General features: G+C 33.4%; 27 protein-coding genes and 1 tRNA gene. 4 read left to right on the top strand and 24 right to left on the bottom strand.

Annotated features, from left to right (window positions below; all coding sequences use genetic code 11):
• The 22 genes from ACMOUI_RS06205 to ACMOUI_RS06100 all read right to left on the bottom strand — a co-directional run.
• Positions 1 to 90: 30S ribosomal protein S16 (locus ACMOUI_RS06205; RefSeq protein WP_418964864.1), on the bottom strand; the 90-nt coding region annotated here is incomplete at its 3' end.
• Positions 91 to 121: 31 nt separating this feature from the next.
• Entirely contained in the window at positions 122 to 1,240 is a 1,119-nt protein-coding gene (locus ACMOUI_RS06200) for a 1-propanol dehydrogenase PduQ (protein ID WP_418964862.1), read from the bottom strand.
• 8 nt (positions 1,241 to 1,248) lie between these two features.
• Complete coding sequence (locus ACMOUI_RS06195) at positions 1,249 to 1,695, bottom strand: cupin domain-containing protein (protein ID WP_418964861.1); 447 nt, start codon at positions 1,693 to 1,695, stop codon at positions 1,249 to 1,251.
• Positions 1,692 to 2,780, bottom strand: a complete 1,089-nt coding sequence (gene eutH, locus ACMOUI_RS06190; RefSeq protein ID WP_418964860.1) for an ethanolamine utilization protein EutH — start codon at positions 2,778 to 2,780, stop codon at positions 1,692 to 1,694. The genes ACMOUI_RS06195 and eutH overlap by 4 nt, the downstream gene beginning before the upstream one ends.
• On the bottom strand, positions 2,770 to 3,036 hold the full coding sequence (locus tag ACMOUI_RS06185; RefSeq protein WP_418964859.1) for a hypothetical protein: 267 nt from the start codon (positions 3,034 to 3,036) through the stop codon (positions 2,770 to 2,772). Before ACMOUI_RS06185 ends, eutH begins: the two co-directional genes overlap by 11 nt.
• Positions 3,037 to 3,288: a EutN/CcmL family microcompartment protein gene (locus ACMOUI_RS06180; protein ID WP_418964858.1), complete on the bottom strand. Its 252-nt coding sequence runs from the start codon at positions 3,286 to 3,288 to the stop codon at positions 3,037 to 3,039.
• Positions 3,289 to 3,292: 4 nt separating this feature from the next.
• Positions 3,293 to 3,889: a hypothetical protein gene (locus tag ACMOUI_RS06175; RefSeq protein ID WP_418964857.1), complete on the bottom strand. Its 597-nt coding sequence runs from the start codon at positions 3,887 to 3,889 to the stop codon at positions 3,293 to 3,295.
• Positions 3,882 to 4,529: a phosphate propanoyltransferase gene (gene pduL / locus ACMOUI_RS06170; protein WP_418964856.1), complete on the bottom strand. Its 648-nt coding sequence runs from the start codon at positions 4,527 to 4,529 to the stop codon at positions 3,882 to 3,884. The genes ACMOUI_RS06175 and pduL overlap by 8 nt, the downstream gene beginning before the upstream one ends.
• The gene (locus ACMOUI_RS06165; protein WP_418964855.1) at positions 4,516 to 5,274 is read right to left on the bottom strand and encodes an ethanolamine utilization protein; all 759 of its coding nucleotides are present in this window, start codon (positions 5,272 to 5,274) and stop codon (positions 4,516 to 4,518) included. The genes pduL and ACMOUI_RS06165 overlap by 14 nt, the downstream gene beginning before the upstream one ends.
• A gap of 13 nt (positions 5,275 to 5,287) precedes the next feature.
• A complete protein-coding gene (locus ACMOUI_RS06160) occupies positions 5,288 to 6,724 on the bottom strand; it encodes an acetaldehyde dehydrogenase (acetylating) (protein ID WP_418964854.1) in 1,437 nt (478 codons plus the stop codon).
• A gap of 330 nt (positions 6,725 to 7,054) precedes the next feature.
• Positions 7,055 to 7,339: an ethanolamine utilization microcompartment protein EutM gene (eutM, locus tag ACMOUI_RS06155; protein WP_418964853.1), complete on the bottom strand. Its 285-nt coding sequence runs from the start codon at positions 7,337 to 7,339 to the stop codon at positions 7,055 to 7,057.
• Positions 7,340 to 7,356: 17 nt separating this feature from the next.
• A complete protein-coding gene (locus ACMOUI_RS06150) occupies positions 7,357 to 7,782 on the bottom strand; it encodes a BMC domain-containing protein (protein ID WP_418964852.1) in 426 nt (141 codons plus the stop codon).
• Between the two features lie 17 nt (positions 7,783 to 7,799).
• Positions 7,800 to 8,453 (bottom strand): ethanolamine utilization microcompartment protein EutL, encoded by a 654-nt coding sequence (eutL, locus tag ACMOUI_RS06145; protein WP_418964851.1) that lies wholly within the window; start codon positions 8,451 to 8,453, stop codon positions 7,800 to 7,802.
• Positions 8,454 to 8,463: 10 nt separating this feature from the next.
• Positions 8,464 to 9,342 carry an ethanolamine ammonia-lyase subunit EutC gene (gene eutC, locus ACMOUI_RS06140; protein WP_418964850.1) on the bottom strand — a complete coding sequence of 293 codons (879 nt, stop codon included), beginning with the start codon at positions 9,340 to 9,342 and terminating at the stop codon, positions 8,464 to 8,466.
• Positions 9,343 to 9,354: 12 nt separating this feature from the next.
• Positions 9,355 to 10,719 (bottom strand): ethanolamine ammonia-lyase subunit EutB, encoded by a 1,365-nt coding sequence (locus ACMOUI_RS06135; RefSeq protein WP_418964849.1) that lies wholly within the window; start codon positions 10,717 to 10,719, stop codon positions 9,355 to 9,357.
• Between the two features lie 28 nt (positions 10,720 to 10,747).
• Entirely contained in the window at positions 10,748 to 12,178 is a 1,431-nt protein-coding gene (gene eutA / locus ACMOUI_RS06130) for an ethanolamine ammonia-lyase reactivating factor EutA (RefSeq protein WP_418964848.1), read from the bottom strand.
• A 102-nt stretch (positions 12,179 to 12,280) separates the two neighbouring features.
• On the bottom strand, positions 12,281 to 13,675 hold the full coding sequence (locus ACMOUI_RS06125; RefSeq protein ID WP_418964847.1) for a histidine kinase N-terminal domain-containing protein: 1,395 nt from the start codon (positions 13,673 to 13,675) through the stop codon (positions 12,281 to 12,283).
• Positions 13,672 to 14,250, bottom strand: coding sequence for an ANTAR domain-containing response regulator (locus ACMOUI_RS06120; protein ID WP_418964846.1), 579 nt, complete (start codon positions 14,248 to 14,250; stop codon positions 13,672 to 13,674). Before ACMOUI_RS06120 ends, ACMOUI_RS06125 begins: the two co-directional genes overlap by 4 nt.
• Before the next feature lie 4 nt (positions 14,251 to 14,254).
• A complete protein-coding gene (locus ACMOUI_RS06115) occupies positions 14,255 to 14,674 on the bottom strand; it encodes a EutP/PduV family microcompartment system protein (RefSeq protein WP_418964845.1) in 420 nt (139 codons plus the stop codon).
• Between the two features lie 3 nt (positions 14,675 to 14,677).
• Positions 14,678 to 15,025 carry an ethanolamine utilization microcompartment protein EutS gene (gene eutS / locus ACMOUI_RS06110; protein ID WP_418964844.1) on the bottom strand — a complete coding sequence of 116 codons (348 nt, stop codon included), beginning with the start codon at positions 15,023 to 15,025 and terminating at the stop codon, positions 14,678 to 14,680.
• Between the two features lie 129 nt (positions 15,026 to 15,154).
• Complete coding sequence (locus tag ACMOUI_RS06105) at positions 15,155 to 16,147, bottom strand: D-cysteine desulfhydrase family protein (protein WP_418964843.1); 993 nt, start codon at positions 16,145 to 16,147, stop codon at positions 15,155 to 15,157.
• A gap of 28 nt (positions 16,148 to 16,175) precedes the next feature.
• Complete coding sequence (locus tag ACMOUI_RS06100) at positions 16,176 to 17,426, bottom strand: dicarboxylate/amino acid:cation symporter (protein ID WP_418964842.1); 1,251 nt, start codon at positions 17,424 to 17,426, stop codon at positions 16,176 to 16,178.
• A 142-nt stretch (positions 17,427 to 17,568) separates the two neighbouring features.
• Between ACMOUI_RS06100 and ACMOUI_RS06095 the strand changes: the two genes are divergently transcribed.
• Both ACMOUI_RS06095 and ACMOUI_RS06090 read left to right on the top strand, forming a co-directional pair.
• Positions 17,569 to 17,644 (top strand) — tRNA-Met (locus ACMOUI_RS06095).
• 246 nt (positions 17,645 to 17,890) lie between these two features.
• Positions 17,891 to 18,442 carry a flavodoxin family protein gene (locus tag ACMOUI_RS06090; RefSeq protein ID WP_418964841.1) on the top strand — a complete coding sequence of 184 codons (552 nt, stop codon included), beginning with the start codon at positions 17,891 to 17,893 and terminating at the stop codon, positions 18,440 to 18,442.
• A 78-nt stretch (positions 18,443 to 18,520) separates the two neighbouring features.
• Here ACMOUI_RS06090 and ACMOUI_RS06085 read toward each other — a convergent pair whose 3' ends face one another.
• Positions 18,521 to 19,006, bottom strand: a complete 486-nt coding sequence (locus ACMOUI_RS06085) for a MarR family winged helix-turn-helix transcriptional regulator (protein WP_418964840.1) — start codon at positions 19,004 to 19,006, stop codon at positions 18,521 to 18,523.
• Positions 19,007 to 19,199: 193 nt separating this feature from the next.
• On the opposite strand from ACMOUI_RS06085, the gene ACMOUI_RS06080 reads away from it, so the two are divergent.
• Both ACMOUI_RS06080 and ACMOUI_RS06075 read left to right on the top strand, forming a co-directional pair.
• Positions 19,200 to 20,357 (top strand): M20 metallopeptidase family protein, encoded by a 1,158-nt coding sequence (locus ACMOUI_RS06080; protein WP_418964839.1) that lies wholly within the window; start codon positions 19,200 to 19,202, stop codon positions 20,355 to 20,357.
• Positions 20,358 to 20,368: 11 nt separating this feature from the next.
• Positions 20,369 to 21,919 carry an AbgT family transporter gene (locus tag ACMOUI_RS06075; protein WP_418964838.1) on the top strand — a complete coding sequence of 517 codons (1,551 nt, stop codon included), beginning with the start codon at positions 20,369 to 20,371 and terminating at the stop codon, positions 21,917 to 21,919.
• 124 nt (positions 21,920 to 22,043) lie between these two features.
• Here ACMOUI_RS06075 and ACMOUI_RS06070 read toward each other — a convergent pair.
• The coding region (locus tag ACMOUI_RS06070; protein WP_418964863.1) for a BREX protein BrxB domain-containing protein at positions 22,044 to 22,197 on the bottom strand (154 nt) is incomplete at its 5' end.

The following is a 22,197-nucleotide window of genomic DNA, read 5'->3' as shown; positions in this document are numbered from 1 at the left end:
ATCACGTGGTGAACGTGAATCTGCTACGTTGATACGGTAGTAAGGTTTTTTCTTAGATCCCATACGAGTCAAACGAATTTTAACTGCCATTTTTATAAGTCTCTTTTCTATATTTTAATTTTCACTCTCCAAAGTATATATTCAATAGAAGCTTTATATACTCCTCATCACTTAACCTATTTGGATTGTATTCTGTACAGATATCCACTTTTATATCACTCAGTATCTCAGGTATCTTATTTTTAAACTCTTCGAAATCTATTCCCAAATCCCTTAATCCCTTTTCTATATCTAGATTCTCTTTTAATTTTTTTATAAAATTATTAAATAAATTTTTTCCACTTTCAATATCAGTGGGATTGAACTCTAAAAGTTTTGAAAGTTCACTATATTTTTCCCAAGCTTTTGTATTAGCTTCGATTACATAAGGCATAACTATAGCATTTGCTCTTCCATGTGATATATGAAATTTGGCTCCAATGGAGTGAGCTATACTATGATTTATACCTAAAGATGAATTATTAAAGGCCATACCTGCCATACAAGAAGCGTATTGAATCTTTTCTCTTGGAGATAGAAGCTGTGGATTTTTAAAATGATTCACCAAGTTCTCCTTAATAATTTTTATAGCCTCCTTAGCTGAAGCATCTGTAAATGGTGTTGATATTGTAGAGACATAGGCCTCTAAAGCATGTGTTAAAACATCCATTCCTGTATCTGCTATTATCTTGGATGGAAGCGTTTTCATAAACTCGGGATTCAATATTGCCAAATCAGGCAACATCTTCTCATTGGCTAAAGCTATTTTTTTATTTCCCACAGTTATAACACTGTATGAGGTTACCTCTGACCCTGTCCCACTGGTAGTTGGTATCGCTATAAAATATGGTTTCTCTTTTTTTATATTCAACTCGTCCTCTATTTTTAAATTGAAGTATAAAACTCCCTTACATGCGTCAATTGGTGATCCACCACCCAATCCTATCACACACTGTGGAGAAAAATAAACCATCTCTTTCAATCCTCTTTCAACTATCTCTGCTGTAGGGTTGGGAGTTACATCCTTAAATATCTTTACTTTTGAATCTTTAGGCAGTTTTTCTAAAATCTTATCCACTATCTTTAAATCTACCATGGCTTTATCTGTCACTATAAGGTAACTTGAGTACTTTAAATTTTTTAAACAATCTAAGGAATCTTCACCAGATTTTATTTTAGGTTTTATGAAATACTCTCTCATAACCTCACCTACTTCTGTTCCATCCAGTTAGCTGGATAGACAACATAGATAAACTTAGCATACTCTGTAGCTTTAAACTTTATACTTGAACCCTTTGGTATTAAAAGAACATCCCCTTTTTCTCCCGTGATTGTTCGTCCATCTATTACAATCTCTAACTTTCCCTCTATTATATAATCAATCTCATCATAGTTTAATGTCCAATCAAAAGTGCTCTTTGTCATCTCCATCATTCCAGCACCTATTCTGGGACTCTCTTCTAGAGAGAAAAGGTCAGTTACATAAACTTGATCTTGAGGATTACCTGTATCAAACTTAACTTTCTCTATTTTCTCAGCTTTTACAACAGCCACTCCTGATTGATCTACATATTTTATTTTATTTTCTCCTCTTAACTCTCTCTCTATAACTTTTCTAATTATTTTTTCTAACTCTAACTCATCTATCTCTATCATTTTGCTTCACCCTCTATATTTTTGAACATAAATTTTGCCAAAATAACCGCTGTTATACCACCAACTAATTTACCTACAACCATAGGGAAAATCATTTGTGAATCCACTCCAGCAGTAAACCCTAAGTGGTCACCAAAAACAAAAGCCGCACTTACCGCAAATGCCACATTTATAATTTTTCCCTTTTTATCCATCTCTTTCATAAGCCCAAACATTGGGATGTTGTTAGCAAGAGTTGCAACCAGTCCTGCTGCTGCCTTTTCATTCATACCTAAAGATTCTCCAAGTTTTGTAAGTGGTTTATTTAAAACTTTAGTTAAGAAAAGTACCAATGGAAATGCTCCTGCCAATGTTATTGCAATACTTCCTACAATCTCTATACCATCTGTTATTGGAGCCATTCCTGGAATGATCACAATACCTGTTAAAGTCTCTATTATTGATGCTGCTAATCCAATTGTTATAACTATTACAACTCCCTTTCCAAAAATTGTAAATCCATTGGTCATTTTCTCAGGTATCTTCCATAGTCCTATAGATATTAAAGCTGAGAATATTATTATTGGAAGGATATTGGAAATTACTAACTCCAATGGGAACCCAGCTGTTAATCCACCAGCCAAACAACCTATAGGAATTGTAATCATACCTGCTAGTATACCTTTAGCTAAATATGGTCTATCCTCTTTTTCAATTATTCCAAGTGCAACTGGAATTGTAAAAACTATAGTTGGACCCATCATAGCTCCCAATATTAGCCCTGCAAATTTACCAGCTTCAGGTGAAAGAGCTAACTCCATAGCCAGTGGATATCCCCCCATATCATTTGCCAATAATGTTGTGGCAAACATAGCTGGATCTGCTCCAAGCATTGTATAAGCTGGAGATATTATAGGTCGTAATATTTTAGCCAACACTGGAGCCAATGATATCACTCCCACCATAGCTAGTGCCAGTGCTCCCATAGCCATAATACCCTCTTCAAATTTCTCTCCATAACCAAATTTATTGCCTACACACTTATCAATTGCACCAATTACCATAAATAAAACCATTATGTAGATAATAATCTCATTAATACCCATTATTTATGCCCCCTTTAACTTTTTTTAGAACTTCGCTGATCACTCTTTCATCTACTATGTTAAACTCACTATCTAAAATCGTTCTAATTCGCTCCTCTAAACTTTTACAGCTATCCGACACATATTTAATCTTTATTCCTTTATTTTTTAAGTAGTCTTTTACTTTAGGTAAAAGTATCATATCCTTTGATATATTCAATTGATCTCCCAATATGTACTCCTCTACATTTTCCAAGGTAATAAGTTTCTTTTTCATCTATTCACCTTCCTCAAATCCATCTATAATACCAATTGTTATGGCATCAATTGGTATGCCCTCATTTTCTAAAACCTTTCTTGCTCCACTTCCTCTTGTTATAAGAACCCTATCTCCTGTTCCAGCTCCTATATAGTCACACACAACTATTTTTTCACCATTTTCAAGTTGTGCTATCATAAATTTTAAACCATTTAAAGACTCATCTTTCCTTGTTGCCCAAACATTTCCAATAATCTTTCCTATAACCATAAAATCACCCTTTTTTTATCTTTAAAGCTGAACTCTTTAAATATTCCTGAGCAGAATCCGTTATAAAGACTTTATTTGAAATAACTATCTCATCTGTTGTGTCTCTCTCTATCTCTTTTACATCTTTTAAGGTTAAAACTTTTTTATTGAAGTATCTCTTTCTTTTTGTATTATCTAAATGATCTAAAATCTCCATTTTTTTAACTATTTTTATTCCCATATCTTTTAATTCATTTTCATATGATATATACTTATCGGCTATTTTTTTGTTGTTACAACTGTATTCTCTCCAGGATATTCCCTCCTCTACCAAGTATATATTTTTATTTTTTAATAGTGACTTTATAATCGCTTCTGTTTTTGGATTTATATATGTGGCATTTGAAATGGAAAATAGCTCATCTATCTCCAGTGACAAAATTACAACTTTTTCACTCTGATCTGAGATTTCAAACCTCTTTTCCAACTCCTCTTGGAGAATTGAACTCTCTCCCAAAAGAGTTATTTTCTCTTTTATATTTTGTTTCTGTATAACTCCTTTTTCTCTTATATATCTCTCTATCTCTCTTTTTATTATATCCAATAGTTCATTTTCATTCATATATCTCTCCATAGGAGTCAGCAGTTAAAAAGCATGCATTTGCTTCATCATAGTCTATATGCATATTTAGAGAAAATCTATTACTTACTCTCACAACAACATCTTCAAAAACCATTGGTCTTAAACTACTACAAATTTTTACCTTTACTCTATCTCTATCTTTAAGATTTAATCTTCTTGAGTCCTCCTCTGTCATATGGATATGGTTTTTTGCTATAATGACTCCCTCATTTAACTTTAGATATCTATCTCCATTTGTTATTAAAACTCCTGGGGTATCCTTTATATTTCCAGACTCCCTTAATATAGGAGTTATACCCAATGCTCTAGCATCTGTTAAGGAAAGTTCCACCTGAGTCTCCCCTCTAAATGGTCCTAAAACTATCACACCATCAATCACTCCTTTTGGTCCTATTAACCTCACTCTTTCTTTACAAGCATACTGTCCAGGTTGAGAGAGATCCTTCATTTTTGTAAATTGATATCTCTCCCCAAATAAAACCTCTGCATCTCTCTCTGAAAGGTGAATATGTCTACCTGAAGCCTCTATGGGAATCCTTTTTATATCTTTATCAACTTTTTGTTTTAGCTCTTTTTCAACAGCAACTTTTACCAGTTTTACAATCTCATCTATTTCCATACTCTCCACTCACCCCTCTTAACATCATGATATATATGGCACTGCTCAATCTATTTAGAGCCAGTAGAATATCTCTTCTTTCAACTGTTCCATTCTCTTTAACAAAGGCTTCTACACCCTTAATCTCCATCTCTCTTGATAGAGCTCTCATCTCATTTAATTTTATGACTAAGTAGCTATCCTTTGAGGAGATTCCAAAGAGATGTTCCCTATTGAAATATTTTTTAGGATTATGGGAGATCTCTTTAATCTCATCTAAATTTTTCTCTAGAACTTTTATCTCTACTAAAGCTTCTCCTATGACCTCTGAAACCAATATATTTTTTATAAATTTTTCAATACTTTCCAAATCTTTTTGAAGTTTATTATTTTTTATAGCCTCTAAATCTTTCATTAGAACTAACCAATGACTTTGGAATGAATCTATTAGACCTCTAAACACTATTCTTTTATTATCTTTCTTTACTAAAACATTTCCATATATTTGAGTCATATACTCTGGTTTTTCCATATACAGCTCCCCTAATATCCCTTTATATTTAGGTTTTAACTCCTCATTTACCGTCTCTTTTATCTCTTTTTTCTCTTCTCTTTTTCCATTAGTTTTTTCTATGATTTTTATATCTCTATCTATTAGAAATTGTCTTGCTGAAGGAGTTAAAATTGTTCCTTTCTCTAAAGATATCTCTTTCATATTTTCATCTTTTTTATAAAGAGCTCTTAATTTTTCCTCTGTTAGAACCATAGGTACCTCTCTCCTATCTATTTAATATATCTGATATAATCCTCTTTATCATCTCTTCCAACTTATCCTGTGAAATATCACCACTCTGTCTCTTACCTCTTATATCCTCTAGCTCTCTAACGCCCCAAGCTACTCTTCTTATATTTATAAGATTGAGTGGAGTTATGTTATCAGATGTTGAACTTCCTCCCACAGCACCACATCCCAGTGTCAATGCTGGAGCTAGATTAGTTGTTCCTCCAATACCTCCTAAAGCTCCTGGAGTATTCACCAAAAGTCTGGAAACAGGTTTTTTTAGAGCAAACTCTTTTATAATAGCCTCATTTTCAGAGTGTATAACCATTGTATGCCCCTTCCCCTCAACATTTAGTATCTCAATAGATCTTTCACAAGCCTCTTCCCAACTGTTCTCAACATAGAAAGCCAAAATCGGTGCTAATTTTTCTCTGGAGTATGGATTTCTTTTTGAAACTTCACACTCCTCTGAGATTAAAACTCTTGTGTCACATGGTACATTTATTCCTGCCATCTGTGCCAATCTTAATGCAGTTTTTCCAACAATTTGTGGATTCATGGTTCCATTACTTCTTAAAATAAAGTTAGCCAGTTTTTTGGACTCCTCTGGGTCTAAAAAATATCCACCCTGAGCTATTAACTCCTCTTTAACTCTTTCCCTTATCTCTTTTTCTACAATAATAGATTGCTCTGAAGCACATATAACCCCATTATCAAAAGTTTTACTATCTAAGATTCTTTTTACAGCCAATCCTATATTTGCACTTTTTTCTATAAAAGCAGGCCCATTTCCTGGTCCAACTCCTATTGCTGGATTTCCAGAACTATATGCCGCTTTTACCATAGCTTCTCCACCAGTGGCTAAAATTAATGCGATATCCTCATGCTTTATTAGCTCCTCTGTGGCATCCATAGATATTGTTTTTACTACACCTATAAGCCCCTTTGGTGCACCAGCTCTTTCCGCTATTTTTTTTAATAGATCAGCCGTCTCTATTATACAGTTCTTGGCATTTGGATGAGGGCTTATTACTATTCCATTTCCAGCTTTTAAAGATATCAATGTCTTATATATTGCTGTAGATGTTGGATTTGTAGATGGAATTAGTCCAGCTATAACACCTAAAGGAACTCCTATATCTAAAACTCCATTCTCATTTTTTAACTCTCCAACAGTTTTCATATCCTTTATATATTCATATACATACTCTGAAGCAAACTTATTTTTTAAAACCTTATCTTGCCAATTTCCAAATCCAGTCTCCTCAACAGCCATCTTAGCTAACTTCTCACTATACTCTTTTATTCCTTCCACAATAGCACACACTATGCTATCTATTTTTTCTTGAGAGAAAGTTGAATATATCTTCTGTGCTTCTTTTGACTTTCTTATTAAATCTCTTACCTCTTGTCTTGACATTAAATCTCTATCCATTTTGCCTCCCTATTAAAACTTAAATATAATCTAGTATATTTTCAACTGGGTTATTTATTTTACTGATATCCATATATCTCTATGATAATCCTGTAACTAAAACTATTGCCTCATCTATGGAACTTTTTCCCCTCCTATAACAAAATAACACTTACCTGCCAATGTCCATCTTAAAACTAATTTAACTATATCCATATCAATACTTTTAATCACATGATCTAAATTCTTAATGCCATCAGCTATATTTAAAAATTCAATATACCTAATATGTTCATCACTTCTCCTTAGTTTTAGGGAGTGGACATAATAGCCACTCCCTCTATCCATTTTCTACTTTGTCTCTTTTGGTAAAATAGCCTCTACATCTGAGTGTGGTCTTGGGATTACATGGACAGAGATTAACTCTCCAATTCTATCTGCTGCTGCTGCTCCAGCATCTGTTGCAGCCTTTACCGCTCCAACATCCCCTCTAACCAATACGCTTACAAGTCCTCCTCCAACAAGCTCTTTTCCTATTAAAGTCACATTTGCCGCTTTTACCATTGCGTCTGCTGCCTCTATTGCTGCTACTAATCCTCTTGTTTCAATCATTCCTAATGCATTTAAAGTTGCCATAAACATCCTCTCCTTCTCTATTTTTTATTTTTTCTATTTATTGTTGGTTTTATCTCTGCTTCATCCACTATCTCTTCAACTATAACTTCATCTTTTTCTGGAAACTCCTCCACTATCCTCTCTTCCACAACCTCTATCACTGGCGACTCTTTCTCTTCAATATTTTTATTTTTTACCTTTTTTTCCAAGAGTTCATACACCTCTTCAGCTGGTCTTGGAATAACATGGCTTCCCATATACACGCCCAACCGTTTAACCGCTTCCGAGGCTGCTTCCACTGCAACTTTTACCGCTCCAACATCCCCTACTATTTCAACTGTAACTCTTCCACCCTTTACAAGATGTCTATTCAGTACCTCTACATCTGCTGTTTTACATGCCACATCCACAGCCTCTATCGCTCCAACCATCCCTCTTGTTTCAATCATTCCTAATGCTTTCATAATTTAAACAACTCCTTTTAAAACTTTAATGGATTTTGAGCAACATATTTTACAGCATCAGCAAAAGCATCACATGCTGCTTTACACGCCGATTGACTTCCTGTTAAAAGCCCTCCTCCAAAGTTAGTTTCTGACGGTGGCCCAAAGAAAGCTGCCAGTCTCACATCTGCTGCCTTTAATGCCACATCAAGTGCATACATGGCTTCTAGAGGTGGAGCTATTAGATATGCCAAAGCCTCTCCCTCTGGTATCCCTGCAGTTTTTGACAGATACGAACCAGTCCTTGAAACACAGTGAGCATAGTATGCAATTGTATCATCATCATTAGCACTATAAAAACATGCTTCATTCTCTATAAAATCCACTATGGCATTTAATCCACTTTTCACCTCAGCAGGTGTAGGACCAGCTATTATACCGATTACCTCTCCTGCAAGTTTTGTGTTTGCATTTGCTGCTCCACCATAGAATGATCTACCATAGACCACTTCAACCTCAGACATTTTTGTTGCATAATCCAGTGCTGTATATGTCACATCATCACAATCTGCTGTCACTATACCTATACTTTTATATCCCTTTGGGAGCTTAAACTCCTCAGCCATCTTGTCATCTACATTTGGTATTAGCTTAACTGCTAAAACACTTGGTTTTATAGGATCGTTTGTCATTTTTTCCTCCTTATAGCTTTAAGTCTTGTCCGCTTGCTTTAGCGTCTAATATTTTTTTAATTATATGTGCCACATGAGCTCCCGCTTCCACTGCTGGTGTTCCCTTTTCATGTATATTTGATACCACAGTTCTCTTAGCTTCTGGTATCCCTATATACCCTTTATATGTTATATATGCACTCATACTCTCAGCAGTTGCCAAACCTGGTCTCTCTCCTATCAGTACACATGTAACTGTTGCTCCCAAAGTTTCAGCTACATCATCTGAAGCCCCAACTCTTCCATATTTTAAGAAAAATGGTGTCCCTGTATCTATTCCATAGGCCTTTAATCCATTTAATAGTGCTGGTAGTATGTTTTCAACATTGGCTTCCACTGCTGTTGAACTGAGACCATCTGAAACATAGACCTGTACTGTAGGATTTTGTTTGCATCTCTCCTTTAAAATTTTTACAGCTTCATCAGATAATCTTCTTCCTAAATCTGGTCTTGTTATATACTCATCTTTTGAATTACATCTTGTTTGAACTGTAAATAGATTATTTTTTGCTAATACCTCATCTGAAACATCTGTAAATACAGCATCTTGTGCTGAGGCATGGTCAGCTCTAAATCTTAGCATTGTGGAGGTTGTATATCTTGTTCCAGCTCTTCCAATTCCTACTCTAGCTGGTGTTTTTCTCTTATACTTCAGTAACTCCTCTCTATTTTTGGGATTTAGAACATCTATAACCTCTCTTAAATCAATCTTAGTTATATCCTCCACTTCCTCTAAGTTAGAAAGTGTATTTTCAACTCTTTCCTTTACTCTTTCTAGAGCTTTTCCCTCTCCATCCATCTCTTTTAAAACTTGAGATATTATATCTTTCAACTCTTTTTCAGAAATCATTATTCTCTCCTCCTATAAAAATAGTGATGCATCTCCCGCAAGATTAGTTAAATTTCCATCCTCATCTCTAATACCTACTCTTTCTAACCACTCCTCAAACTCTTTTATAGGTTTTACATTTAATGTCTCTCTTAAAGTTTGAATATCATGATATCCTGTTGTTTGGTAATTTAGCATAATATCATCTCCAGCTGGAACTCCCATAAAATAGTTACATCCTGCCGCTGTCAATAAAACAGCCAAATTTTCAAGATCATTTTGATCAGCCTTCATATGGTTTGTATAACAAACATCAACTCCCATGGACAGACCATGAAGTTTTCCCATAAAGTGATCCTCTAATCCAGCTCTTGTAACTTGTTTACTATCATATAGATACTCTGGCCCTATAAATCCAACTACAGTATTAACTATAAAAGGATCATATTTTTTAGCAAATCCATAGCATCTCGCTTCCATTGTTAATTGATCTACACCATTATGTCCATCTGAAGAAAGTTCAGATCCCTGTCCTGTCTCAAAATACATCACATTAGGTCCCGCTGCTGTTCCCTGACTTAAAGCTAGCTTTCTCGCTTCCTCTATTATATCCCCAGTTATTCCAAAAGCTTCATTTGATTTTTGTGATCCTGCTATACTTTGGAAAATAAGATCTGTTGGTGCTCCCCTTTTTATAGCTTCCATCTGAGTAGTAACATGTGCCAACACACATATCTGTGTCGGTATATTAAACTTTTTCTTTATCTCATCAAACCTTTGCAAAACTCTAACAACACTATCCACAGTATCATCAACTGGATTTAATCCAATTAAAGCATCTCCAACACCATAGCTCAACCCCTCTAATATTGAGATCATTATCCCATCAGGGTCATCTGTTGTATGATTAGGTTGTAGTCTCGCTGCCAAAATACCCTTTCCTCCTATGGTAGTATTACAGTGTTTTCTAACTTGAATCTTACTGGCAACTCTAATCAAATCTAAGTTTGACATCAGTTTTGTAACAGCAGCAATCATCTCTGAAGTCAATCCTCTTCTTATCCACTGAATCTCTCTATCTCCATTTTCAGTGGCCAATAACCACTCTCTAAGCTCACCAACAGTCCACTCTTTTATCTCATCATATATCTTTAGGTTTAAACCATCTATTATAATTCTTGTAACCTCATCTTTATCATAGGGAACTGCTGGATTCTCTTTAAACTCTTTAAGTTTTATAGTGGATAATACCTCTTTTGCTGCGACTCTTTCCTTTGTGCTTTTCGCTGCTATTCCTGCTAACTCATCACCTGATTTTTCCTCATTTGCTTTAGCCATAACATCATATAAATTTTCAAATATGTAGTCTTGGCCAAAAAGTCTTGTGTGTAATCTCATCAAACTCACCCCAATCTATTTTTTTTATTTAATAACTTAAAACTAATGTTTTTACAATTACTGGTAATACACTTCCATTTCCAAGAGGAAGTCCAATATCCACAAAATCACCATCATTAACTTTTATACTGTCTATACAAACTATTGGAACTCTATTTTCAGATTCCAATATTAGACATTGTCCTAGAACTTTTCCTATATCCTCTTCCACTATAATAACCACTCTTTTAAATCTTTTCATAACTGTGTAGATACTTTTAGATATATCCTGTATATCTTTATATTTAAGCCCTTTTCTACCACTTAATCCAATAGCAATATCTTGGTATCCATCATCTGTTTTAAACCACTCCAACTTTTTTTCCAATATGGTCATTAACTCTCTATAATCAAAGTTTTTATCGGTATCATTTATTTTTAGTATGGGTAGATTCTTTATTGGAAGTACCTCTTTAACATAGCTTATTGTACTTCCACTTATCTCGGTTGTATGGGAACCTGCTCCCACAACTGTGGCTCTTATAGTCTCTCCCAATCTAACTATATCTATTTTTTCTCTCTCACATTTTCCTTTTATACAAACTCCTAAAAGTGGTCCTATATCGTCATAGATATAATAGTTTTTCTTTTCAGGTTCTGTGTAGATAAAATCTGCTACCCCTCCTGAAAAACTGACAAATTGCCCTCTCAATTCAGTTCTGTAATCTCTGTCAGTGATGAGTAACTTATACTCCTCACTCTTAGGTTGAACATTTTTTATAACCTCCAAAAGAATATCTGCTATTTTGTAACATAGGATTTCCAACTCTCTTTCATCAGCAATCTCCCCAACTTTTAGGCTTTTTAAATTTAGCTTTTCAATAAGTTTTTCATATTTTTTAAAGATATATGCTATCTTTAAACTATTTTTTTCAAACTTAATCAGCCTACCACCTATATCTAAACAAGTTGTATCTTCAACTTCCCCTCTATCAAATAGAGATATATTTGTTGTTCCACCACCTATATCCAGATTATAGATACTTGTATTTTTCTCCTCTGAAAACTTCATTGCTCCCGATCCCTTTCCAGATATGATACTCTCTAAGTCTGGACCAGCAGTTGCTACAACAAAATCTCCAGCCATTCCACTTAAAGCTTTTAAAACCTCTCTGGCATTACTTTTTCTAGCTGTTTCTCCCGTTATTATCACAGCTCCAGTGCTTATCTTTTCCCTTGGAACTTTTGAGGCTTCATACTCCTCTTTTAATATTTTTTTTAAGGTCTCTATATCAATCTCATATGAGTTTATAAGAGGCGTTGTATAGATTTTACTCCTATAGAAAATCTCTTTATCAACGATTTTTATTTGAGGAACTCTTGCTCCAGAAGATAAATTTTCTAAAGTTATTTTTGAAAAAACTAGCTGTGTTGTAGATGTTCCAATGTCAATTCCCACACTTATAATCTCTTCCTTCACCAATTTTACCTCCTAATTTTAAACAAAAAAAGCTAAAGAGATATAGTTACACACTATACTCTTTAGCTTCTTTGCTATTTTAAAATATACAACCTTGTATATTTAATATTCATTTTTAATTTCAAATCTAACTGTTGTTCCTCTTCCTACTTCACTTGTAATCTCAAAACTGCCCTTTAATTGCTCTCTTATTATTTTCTCAACAATCATCAATCCTAAACCAGAGGATGACATCTTTTCCTGAGGGATTCCAACTCCATTGTCAGAAATAGTTATTCTTGAAAAGAAGTGATCTTTCTGAATAGATATTTTTACCTTTCCAACTAAATCATCAGGAAAAGCATAATCTACTATATTCTGGATAATCTCATTTATAACTAAAGCAATAGCTGTCGCTTTTTCAGAAGAGATATTAAAGTTATCTCCAATAATAGTAAACTCTATTTTTTCTCTTTTGTCAATAGTTTTTGTTGAATAATTTTTGTATATTAAGTTTACTATCTCTCTGATATTGAGATTATCAAATCCTTTTTCGGACAATACCTCATGTGTTATAGCGATACTTAAGATCCGACTTATAGTCTCATCCAGAATTTTTTTTACCTCTTTATTTTTGGATCTTCTACTTTGAATTCTCAATAAGCTGGCGATTGTTTGTAAGTTGTTTTTAACTCTATGATGTATCTCCTTTATTGCCACAGACTTTAATATAATCTCTTTCTCTTTACTCTTTTCCTGCGTTATATCTCTAACTATCATAATCACATTTTGCCTTTTTTTATTTTCTAATGTTGCAAAATAACTTACTGATAACACCATATCCAATATTGTTATCTCCACCACATCTATCTTTTTATTTTGCAAAATATTATTAAACTCAACACTATTAATAATTATATTTTGAAAGGTTTCCCCTACAATATTCTTTCCAAATCCCATTTTTTCATAGATAGATTTAGCTACTCCATTGGCATATGTCACTGTTTCATTGTTATTGAATATAACTATTCCATCCTTTACAAGTTCTGGTATTGTATATCGACTTTCCAAAAAATTACTCATTAGCTCCTCTGGAGTTTCAATATCACCTATTTTTAAAAGTGTTTTTTTCTTATTGGAGTGCTCTAGTATTAAAACTCCAATAATCTCATTACTCTCATTTTTTATGGCTATTACATTTTGTAAAACAGCTTCTCCCTCCTGGGTTATAGCTTTATAGTTTTTAGATGGCATTCCTGTCTGTAAAGTTCTTAAAACAGCTGGTTCATTTTTATAAAGAGCTACCTCACCAGCTATATTTTTCGAATACATACTCCCTGCTTCAGGTCTAGAGTGATGCACAACCAAAGCTTTTTCACAGTCCTTCGTGGGACAATCTATAAAGGTATCCACCCCTAAAACATTGCTCAATATTATGGCTGTTTCCTCTAATTTCTGTATTTTATCTATATCTTGCGATGTTAAAGTAGCACACATTTTACAATAGTTTTTTATCATAAAAGCTCTCCTGTGGAGTTTATAATCTCTGCTAATTGATAGATTGTAATTCTTTTTTCCATGCTTATTTTTCTTATTTTAGAGTATGCTTCGTCCTCTCTTAAAGAGTATTTATGCATAAGTACACCCTTCGCTCTCTCTATGGCTTTTCTCTCTTTTAATTTTCTTTCACTCAGTTCCAATGCACTTTTTAATTTAATTTTTTCACTGTAGTTTTTATATAATAACTCCATCTGTGAAAGCAATATTTTCTCATCTAAGGGTTTTATCAGATATCCAGAAACATCATACTCTGTGGCTTCTTTTATATAGTTTTCCACACTGTATGCAGTCAACATAATTATGCACTTTTTATACTCCTTTTCCTTTAAAATTTTTGCTACATTTGTTCCTAAAAGAAAAGGCATCTTTAAATCTAAAAGTAAAATATCAGGCGTATGCTTCAATGCTAATTCAACTGCCTCTAGACCATCCCTAGCTTCACCTAGAACATCATACTCATTCTCTTTTAACATCTCCACTAGATCCATTCTTATTAAAGAATCATCCTCTGCCACAACAACTGTTTTTTTCATTAGCTCACCTCAAAAAAGTTTTTAAATACCCCACCCCTTTTAGGTTTTTCAAATCCAAATAGAATATCTTTTCAACTCCTGCACTCTCTAAAATCTCCTCAGCATCCCCATAAGTTGTTTCCAAATCAATTTTAGTTATAGCTCCAAATACTTTTTTACCAAAAAACATATTTGAAAAATTTGGAGGATATAGATTTTCTTTATCTGTTGCTGATTGTATTAATAATATAATATCTGCATCTATTGAAACAACATTTAAAGCTTTGTAGTATGCCTTATTTTCTAAATACTCTCCAGGTGTGTCGATTATCTCCCCAATGTAATCTACCATCTGTGTTTTCCTATACTCAATTTTTTCATTGTTTAAAATTTGAGACAATGTTGTTTTTCCACTTCCAGTCTTTCCAACTAACATAACTTTCATAGCTTATGACCTTGAAATATTTGTCACAGAAAAATTTAGGGATGTTTGCAAATACTGCATAATCGCTTCTAAAGAGCTCTCAATACTAGATACATCTCCAGTTATAACCAAAGTTCCACTGAATCTATCCAAAAATCCAATCTCAATCTCTCCTGACTTAGTGGCTATATCTGCCGCAATAATTGCTGCTTCTCCTGGAGTTATTGTCAATATTCCAATAGCATTTTTATTTTCAACATTTAAACCCATTTTTTTATAGATATCTAAATTTGGGTGAGCTATCAAATGAGCCAATGTCACTTGCTTTCCCGGTACATACTCCTGAATCATTCTAACTTTTTCCATAGTCATACCTCTTTTGTTTTTATTTTACTTCATTTGTTTACAATTAAAGCACAAACCTCCACTTTTTTCAAGGATAAAAAAATTGCAACTCTTTAAAAGTTGCAATTTACATAAGATTTAGATATTAAAATATTTTTAGTTTTTAAACTCAAATTGAGTCTTTTTAGGGAATAATCCAAATAATCCACCTGTATGAACAAATAGGATATTTTTAGATTTTTCAAAACTTCCTTTTTTTATCTCATTGTAAAGACCATACATAGCTTTTCCAGTATATACAGGATCTAAAATTACACCCTCTTTTTTTGCTAACTCCCATATGAAGTTTAACTCATTTTGAGTACTTAGTGCATATCCCTCTCCTACATATCCATCAATTATATCTATATTTTTGGCTTCCACTCTTTTTAACTCTCTCTCATTTAGGTAGCTTTTACTCTCATCTATTATCTCTTTTACTCTCTCTTTGAAAAATTCAGCACTATCACAAACATTGAATCCAACAACTCTTCTCTCACCATTTAAGTATATGTCATTTCCCATATGTATTCCTGCATATGTTCCTCCTGATCCAACTGCTACAACTATTGTATCAAACTTTATATCTGACTTTTCCTCAAACTCTAAAACCTCTTTCACAAAATTTATATATCCTAAGCTTCCAATACCATTTGATGCTCCTTCTGGTATAATATATCCCTTTTTCCCTTTAGCTTTTAAATCCTCTTTTATACTTTCCATTATCTCTTGTCTGCTGTTACTGTACTCATCAGATGTTATAAACTTAATATCAGCTCCTAGAACCTTATCAATAAAGTAGTTTCCATCCAGTTCTGGTTCCTCATTTGTTCTTAAAACTAAAACTGATGAAAGTCCAGCTTTTATTGCTGCAGCAGCTGTAGATCTAGCATGGTTAGATTGAATTCCACCACAAGTTATAAGAGTATCACACCCTTGGTCTATAGCTTCCTTTATAGCATACTCTAACTTTCTAACTTTATTTCCTGAAACCTCTGTCCCTGTTTGGTCATCTCTTTTAAAAAAGATATTAACACCCAATTCAGTTGATATTTTTCCCAATTTTTCAATTTTTGTAGGTAAATTTGCAATACTGATTTTATTATCCATAAACTCCTCCTAAAAATTATAAAATATCCTAACTCTCTTTTCCGTTAAATTTATCGTCTAACCAATTTTTCCCCTCTACAAATCTCGCTACTAACATAGCGGCCACAGTGTCCCCACTGGCATTTATCATTGTTGCTGGAGGGTCAACTAAATATCCAATTGTTGCAATTATAGGGAAGGCCTCCGGAGGGAATCCATACATTGTAACTATAAGCATCTCTCCAATCAATCCACCACCAGGAACTCCAGACATTACAACTCCTCCTGCTATTGATAAAAGTATAGCACTTACATATGTTCCAATCCCTTCAAATGGAACCTGGAATATTCCAAATAAAAATGAAATTTTTAAAATTGTACTCAATACTGTTCCATCCATATGGGCAGTTGCCCCAATTGGTAAAACTATCTCTCTAATGTCTTTAGGAACTCCTATATTTTCACAAGCTTCCAGATTCACAGGCAAAGTTGCTAAACTACTCTGAGTGGCAACAGCCGTTATAGCTGGTGGAATTATATGTTTCAATGACTTAACTCCATTTTTTCCCCCTGCAATATATGCATATATTGGAAATGCTGTCACAAAATACACTAAACAAAGAGGATAGTATATAGCTAATGCTCTGGCATAAGAACCTAAAAGTTCCTGTCCATACTCTCCAATCAGTGCAGCAAAGTACGCTCCTAATCCAATAGGTGCATACAACATAAGCAAATCAACTATTTTTAGAAAAACGTCTGCTAAAGCATCCAATCCTTTGGAAATTATTTTTCCTTTTTCACCAATTTTATTTACACATGCACCAAATACCAAACTAAATATTATAAGTGGTAACATATTTTTTCTAGATATTAAAAGAGGAAAATCAGTAACAGTTAATGCCGAAACTATCTGCTCTCCAGTTGAAAATGGTTTTAATGTCTCTGAAGCGGAAACATTTAAAACTACCCCTGTAGCTGGAGGATATAGATATACTACACATAAAATCAAAATAGAGGCAACGGCACCTGTTGAAACAAAAACCACCAAAAGTGTTTTTAATATTTTCTTTAATCTTGCCATATCTGTCATACTTGAAATAGAACTACTTATTGTAACAAAAACTAGTGGTACTACAATTGTAAACATACCATTGATAAATAAATCCCCAAGTGGTTTAAACATTTTTGCCTTTGGACCCATTTTAACCCCTATCATACTTCCAATAAATATTGAACCTAACAATATTATTGAGAACTTATAGGATTTCCATATTTTTTCCAATCTACTCTCTCTCATAAACCCCTCCTTTTTTAGTAGATTATATCACATTATTTTTCACATAACAAACTCTCTTTCAATGACTTTAAATTCAATATAAATATTAATTGTTCTTGACTTAAAAACAATTATATGATACTATACTAAATATATAACAAATCGCGGGATAGAGCAGTTGGCAGCTCGTCGGGCTCATAACCCGAAGGTCGTTGGTTCGAGTCCAGCTCCCGCCACCAAAATTTAAATTAAAACTACTATGCTGTCCAATTGGACAGCATTTTTTTATACTCCATTTTTTAAGGTGATATAACCTCCCTACACATATGATACTGACTACTGGATAAAATTTGCTTTTTGGTTTAAAATGAGGTATTTTTAGAGTGACAGAAAGTTTATAACTCAGGAAAATAGAGTATTCCTAGAAAAAATATTGTAAATAAGTGATCTAATTATTCTCTAAAATCAAAAATGGGAGGTTTTATATGAAAATTTTAGTTTTAAATGGAAGCCCAAGACTGGATGGAAATACTAGAACTGCATTAAATGCCATTACTAAGGGAATCAATGAGAGTTGTACAGAGGCTTTAATTGAAATTTACGATATCTCAGAACATAAGTTAAGTTGCTGCATCAATTGTGATGGTTGCAAGTCAAATGGAGGTAACTGTGTACTTCCAGATGAAACTGCTGATATTATCAATAAGATGTATGAGGCAGATGGTATAATATTTGGATCTCCTGTATATTGGTGGGGAGTTTCAGCACAACTTAAAATGGTTATTGATAAGATGTACTCCAAGGGTGAACAATTTAAAAAACAACAGAAAAAAATAGGTCTGGTTACTGTTGGGGGAGATGAACTAAGTGCATCTCAATATAGAATGATCTCTGAGCAGATGGAGTGTATATGTGAGTATCTTGGATGGGATTTAATTTTTTCCTATCCTATTTCAGCATATGAAAAAAATGATCTTTTAAATAATAGAGATGAGCTAATAAAATTAAATGACCTATGGGGTAAATCCATAGTTTAAAGAATAAGTTATTAGTTTAGAAAAAGATATCTGCCAAATAGGAACTGTTTGGCAGATATTCTTATTTATATTCATATGTTAACTTCCATTGCACCGGTCTTTCAATGAATACTCCAACTTTTGAAACTCATTATATCTGTCTAAAAGTTTTAAAAATAGTTCTATATCCTTTTCTGTATAGTCTTCCAGAAACTTTGAAAGAAATTTTGCCATCTTTATGTTATATTTTCTATTGGCGCTATTTACTCTTATCCCTTTTTCAGTAGGAATAAATACAAGTTTTCTTTTGTCTAAATTATCTTTTTCAACTTCAATCAAGCCTTTTTCAACTAATTTTTTTACAATTTGTGATACTGCACTTTTGGTTCTAGATGTTTCTTCAGCAATCTCTGTTATCGTTTTATTTGGATTATCTATAATGCATTTTAAAAGTTGAATCTTTTTCTCATGATAACTGTCCTCTTCTCCAAAACAGTCATTTTGAAATCTCTCAGAAGATAAATAAAAATTAAATATTTTTTTTATTGTACAAATTATGTCAAAACATTGTTGCTCTTTTTTCATAAAAGTCCCCTCCCCATTAATATCTATCCTTTCAAAAAGTATACATCACCCATCAATAAAAATCAAAAAATAATTAAACCTGTTGATTTTATTGATTTTGTAAGGTATAAAGGTATTAAATTAAAGTTAAGGTGCTTAACTATTTTTTACAGATAAATTTAATTTTAATATTAAAAAAAGGAGGGTGTTAATTATGAATTACCTTAACAATGACAACCTTAGAGAGTACGTGATAGGGCTTAGGAGATACTTTCATCAAAATCCAGAGATTTCTGGACACGAGATAAACACTACAAATAGAATAAAAAATGAGTTAAAAAAATTGGAAATCCCTTACCACGAGATAAACTCCACAACAGTTGTAGCATGGTTAGGAGATGGAAAAAAGAAAATTGCTTTAAGAGGGGATACCGATGCACTACCTTTAGAGGAGCAAGGAGATAAAGAGTATATATCTAAAAATTGTGGAGCTATGCATGCATGTGGTCATGATGGTCATACAGCAATGTTATTGGGGGCTGCCAAATATCTGAAAGAACACGAAAAAATTTTAAATGGAAAAATCTATTTTTGTTTTCAACCTGCTGAAGAGATAGGTGGCGGAGCATTGGAGATTTTAAACTTCTTAGAGGGGCAAGGTGGAGTGGATGAAGTTTTTGGAATCCATCTTTGGTCTTTAATCCCTGTGAATAAAATCTGTGTATCTCCAGGTCCTAGAATGGCTAATGGAGATGGATTTTCTATAAAGGTTATCGGTAAGGGGGGACATAGTTCACGCCCAGATCAGTGCGTTGACCCTTTAAAAATAGCTGCTAAGATTTTACTTGAAATTACTTCACTCCCAACTAATCGTATATCTGCACTGGATCCTTCTGTCATCTCTGTTGGAAAACTATATGGCAGAACTGCCTCTAATATAATTCCAAGTGAAGCCTTTCTCCATGGAGGAATTAGAACTTTTTCTCAAGAGACAAGGGAAACTATCCCATTACTGATAAATAAAATTTCATATAACATTGCTGAATACCACGGAGGTCAAGTTGAAGTCACTATTAATAAAGGCGTTCCCTGTGTTTTTAATCACTCTATCTCCTCTGAAAGAGCTAAAAATGTTGTGAGTAAACTACTAGGTCCTCAGGGTGTTTTTGAATTTGAACCCATATGTGCCTCAGAAAACTTTGGATTCTACACTGAAAAATACCAGGGATTAATGGCATTTGTAGGAGCAGGAAATATTGAAAAAGGTATAATCTATCCTCATCATCACCCTCTTTTTGATATAGATGAGGATTCATTAATCAATGGAACTGCTCTCTATTCTCAGTACGCTTTAGATTTTCTATCTGATTAGGAGGAGAGTTTATGAAAAAAAATTCAAACGTGAATACTGAAGTTATTCAAAAAAATGAAAATTTGGGTATACTGGGGCTTATCGAAAAATTTGGAAACAAAATGCCACACCCCTTAGCTCTATTTACATATATAATTGGCATAACACTTATTCTCTCTTTTATTATTAATAAGATGAGAATAACTGCAATTCTACCTAATACTGGTGAAACTATTATTGTTCAAAACCTTATTAGTTCAGATACTTTAATAGATTTTATGAAAAATTTAGTTCCAAACTTTCAGAAATTTCCAGTTTTAGGTACTGTAATTGTTCTCGCTACAGCCTCTGGTTTTGCTGAAAAAATCGGTTTTTTTAAAACAGTCATTAAAATGCTTTTAAAAAATACAAAAGGAAATGCCGTTGTTTTTGTAGCTGCTTTTATTGCATCTTTAGGAAATATGTTTGGAGATTCCGCTTTTTTAGTAATTCCTCTTATTATGGCAGCTCTATTTAAAGGAGCTAATAGAAATCCCATAGCTGGTCTTTTACTTGGTTATGCCTCTGTTGGAGGTGGATACGGTTCCTCTATCATACCAGGGGGTTGGGATTTAGTTCTAACTCCAATAACTATTGACTCTGCTAGGCTAATAGATACAACCTTTGAAATGACATATATGTCTGGTTATTATTTTGCTTTTATCTCCACTTTCTTAATTGCAATAACCTCTGCTATTGTCACTATAAAAGTTATAGAACCAAGACTTGGGAAATATATTCCAAAGGATGAGAATGAATCAGATGAAATTGAAGATGAATTAACTCCTGAAAATGTATCTGCTGCTAAAAAAGCTCTACGTGGTTTAGCAATCTATCTTATCGTTGTTATTATTGTGTGCATTCCTCAATCAAGTCCATTTAGAAGTCCAAGTGGCTCTTTAGTCTTTGGAGCTCCATTGATGGAGTGTTTACGAACTTTGATTATCTTATTTTTCTTTATTCCAGCTATAATCTATGCTAAGGCTACTAAACAGGTGACTAGTGTAAAAGATTTAGCAACGGTTTTAGCTGAAGCTGTTAAAGGAGTTGCTCCTTTTATTGTTCTAGCCATTGTTATCAGTCAATTTCTCGCATTCTTCGCTCAATCCAATCTAGGAACTATTTTAGCCATAAAAGGGGGAGAGTTTTTAAAATCTCTTTCAGTTCCCACGGCACTTATCTGTATACTATTTTTAATATTGGTTTCTTTTATAAACATATTTATAGTTAGTGGATCCTCTAAATATCTGATTTTTGGACCTATCTTTGTGCCTATGCTTATGCAACTTGGGATACATCCATCTTTTACACAGGTTCTTTACAGAATGGGAGATGCTTTAACAAACCATGTTTCACCTTTAAATGCTTTCTTCGTGATTTTATTAACTTTAATCCAAAAATATGATAAAAATATTGGTATAGGAACTATTTTTTCCTATATGATCCCATATGCTATTGGTTATTTTATCGTAATCACCTCATTCTCTCTACTATGGTTATTTTTAGGCTTCCCTCCTGGTATTGGTGGAGCTGTATTTATATAGTAAAGAATTAATGTTATATGACTAAAAAGCCTCAAAATTTTTAAAAATTTTAAGAGCTCTATTACTTAATTGTGATAGAGCTTTTTATTTCCATCATTCTGACCAGTCAATTCTTAAATATACTCTATATTCTAAACGCTCTATAGTAGTTATTATCTTTAAAACCAAATAATCTTAAATCCACACTTGTATACTCTCCAGGGAAAAATAGTAATACCTTTGTATGGTCAAATATATTTTGCAGATTATTAAGGACTGTATGAGTTCTTACAATGGGA

The organism is Cetobacterium sp., from assembly GCF_048470075.1.
Classification (GTDB): Bacteria; Fusobacteriota; Fusobacteriia; order Fusobacteriales; family Fusobacteriaceae; genus Cetobacterium_A.
Note: the sequence above shows the minus strand (reverse complement) of the source record. Positions and strands in the feature narration are given on the sequence as shown.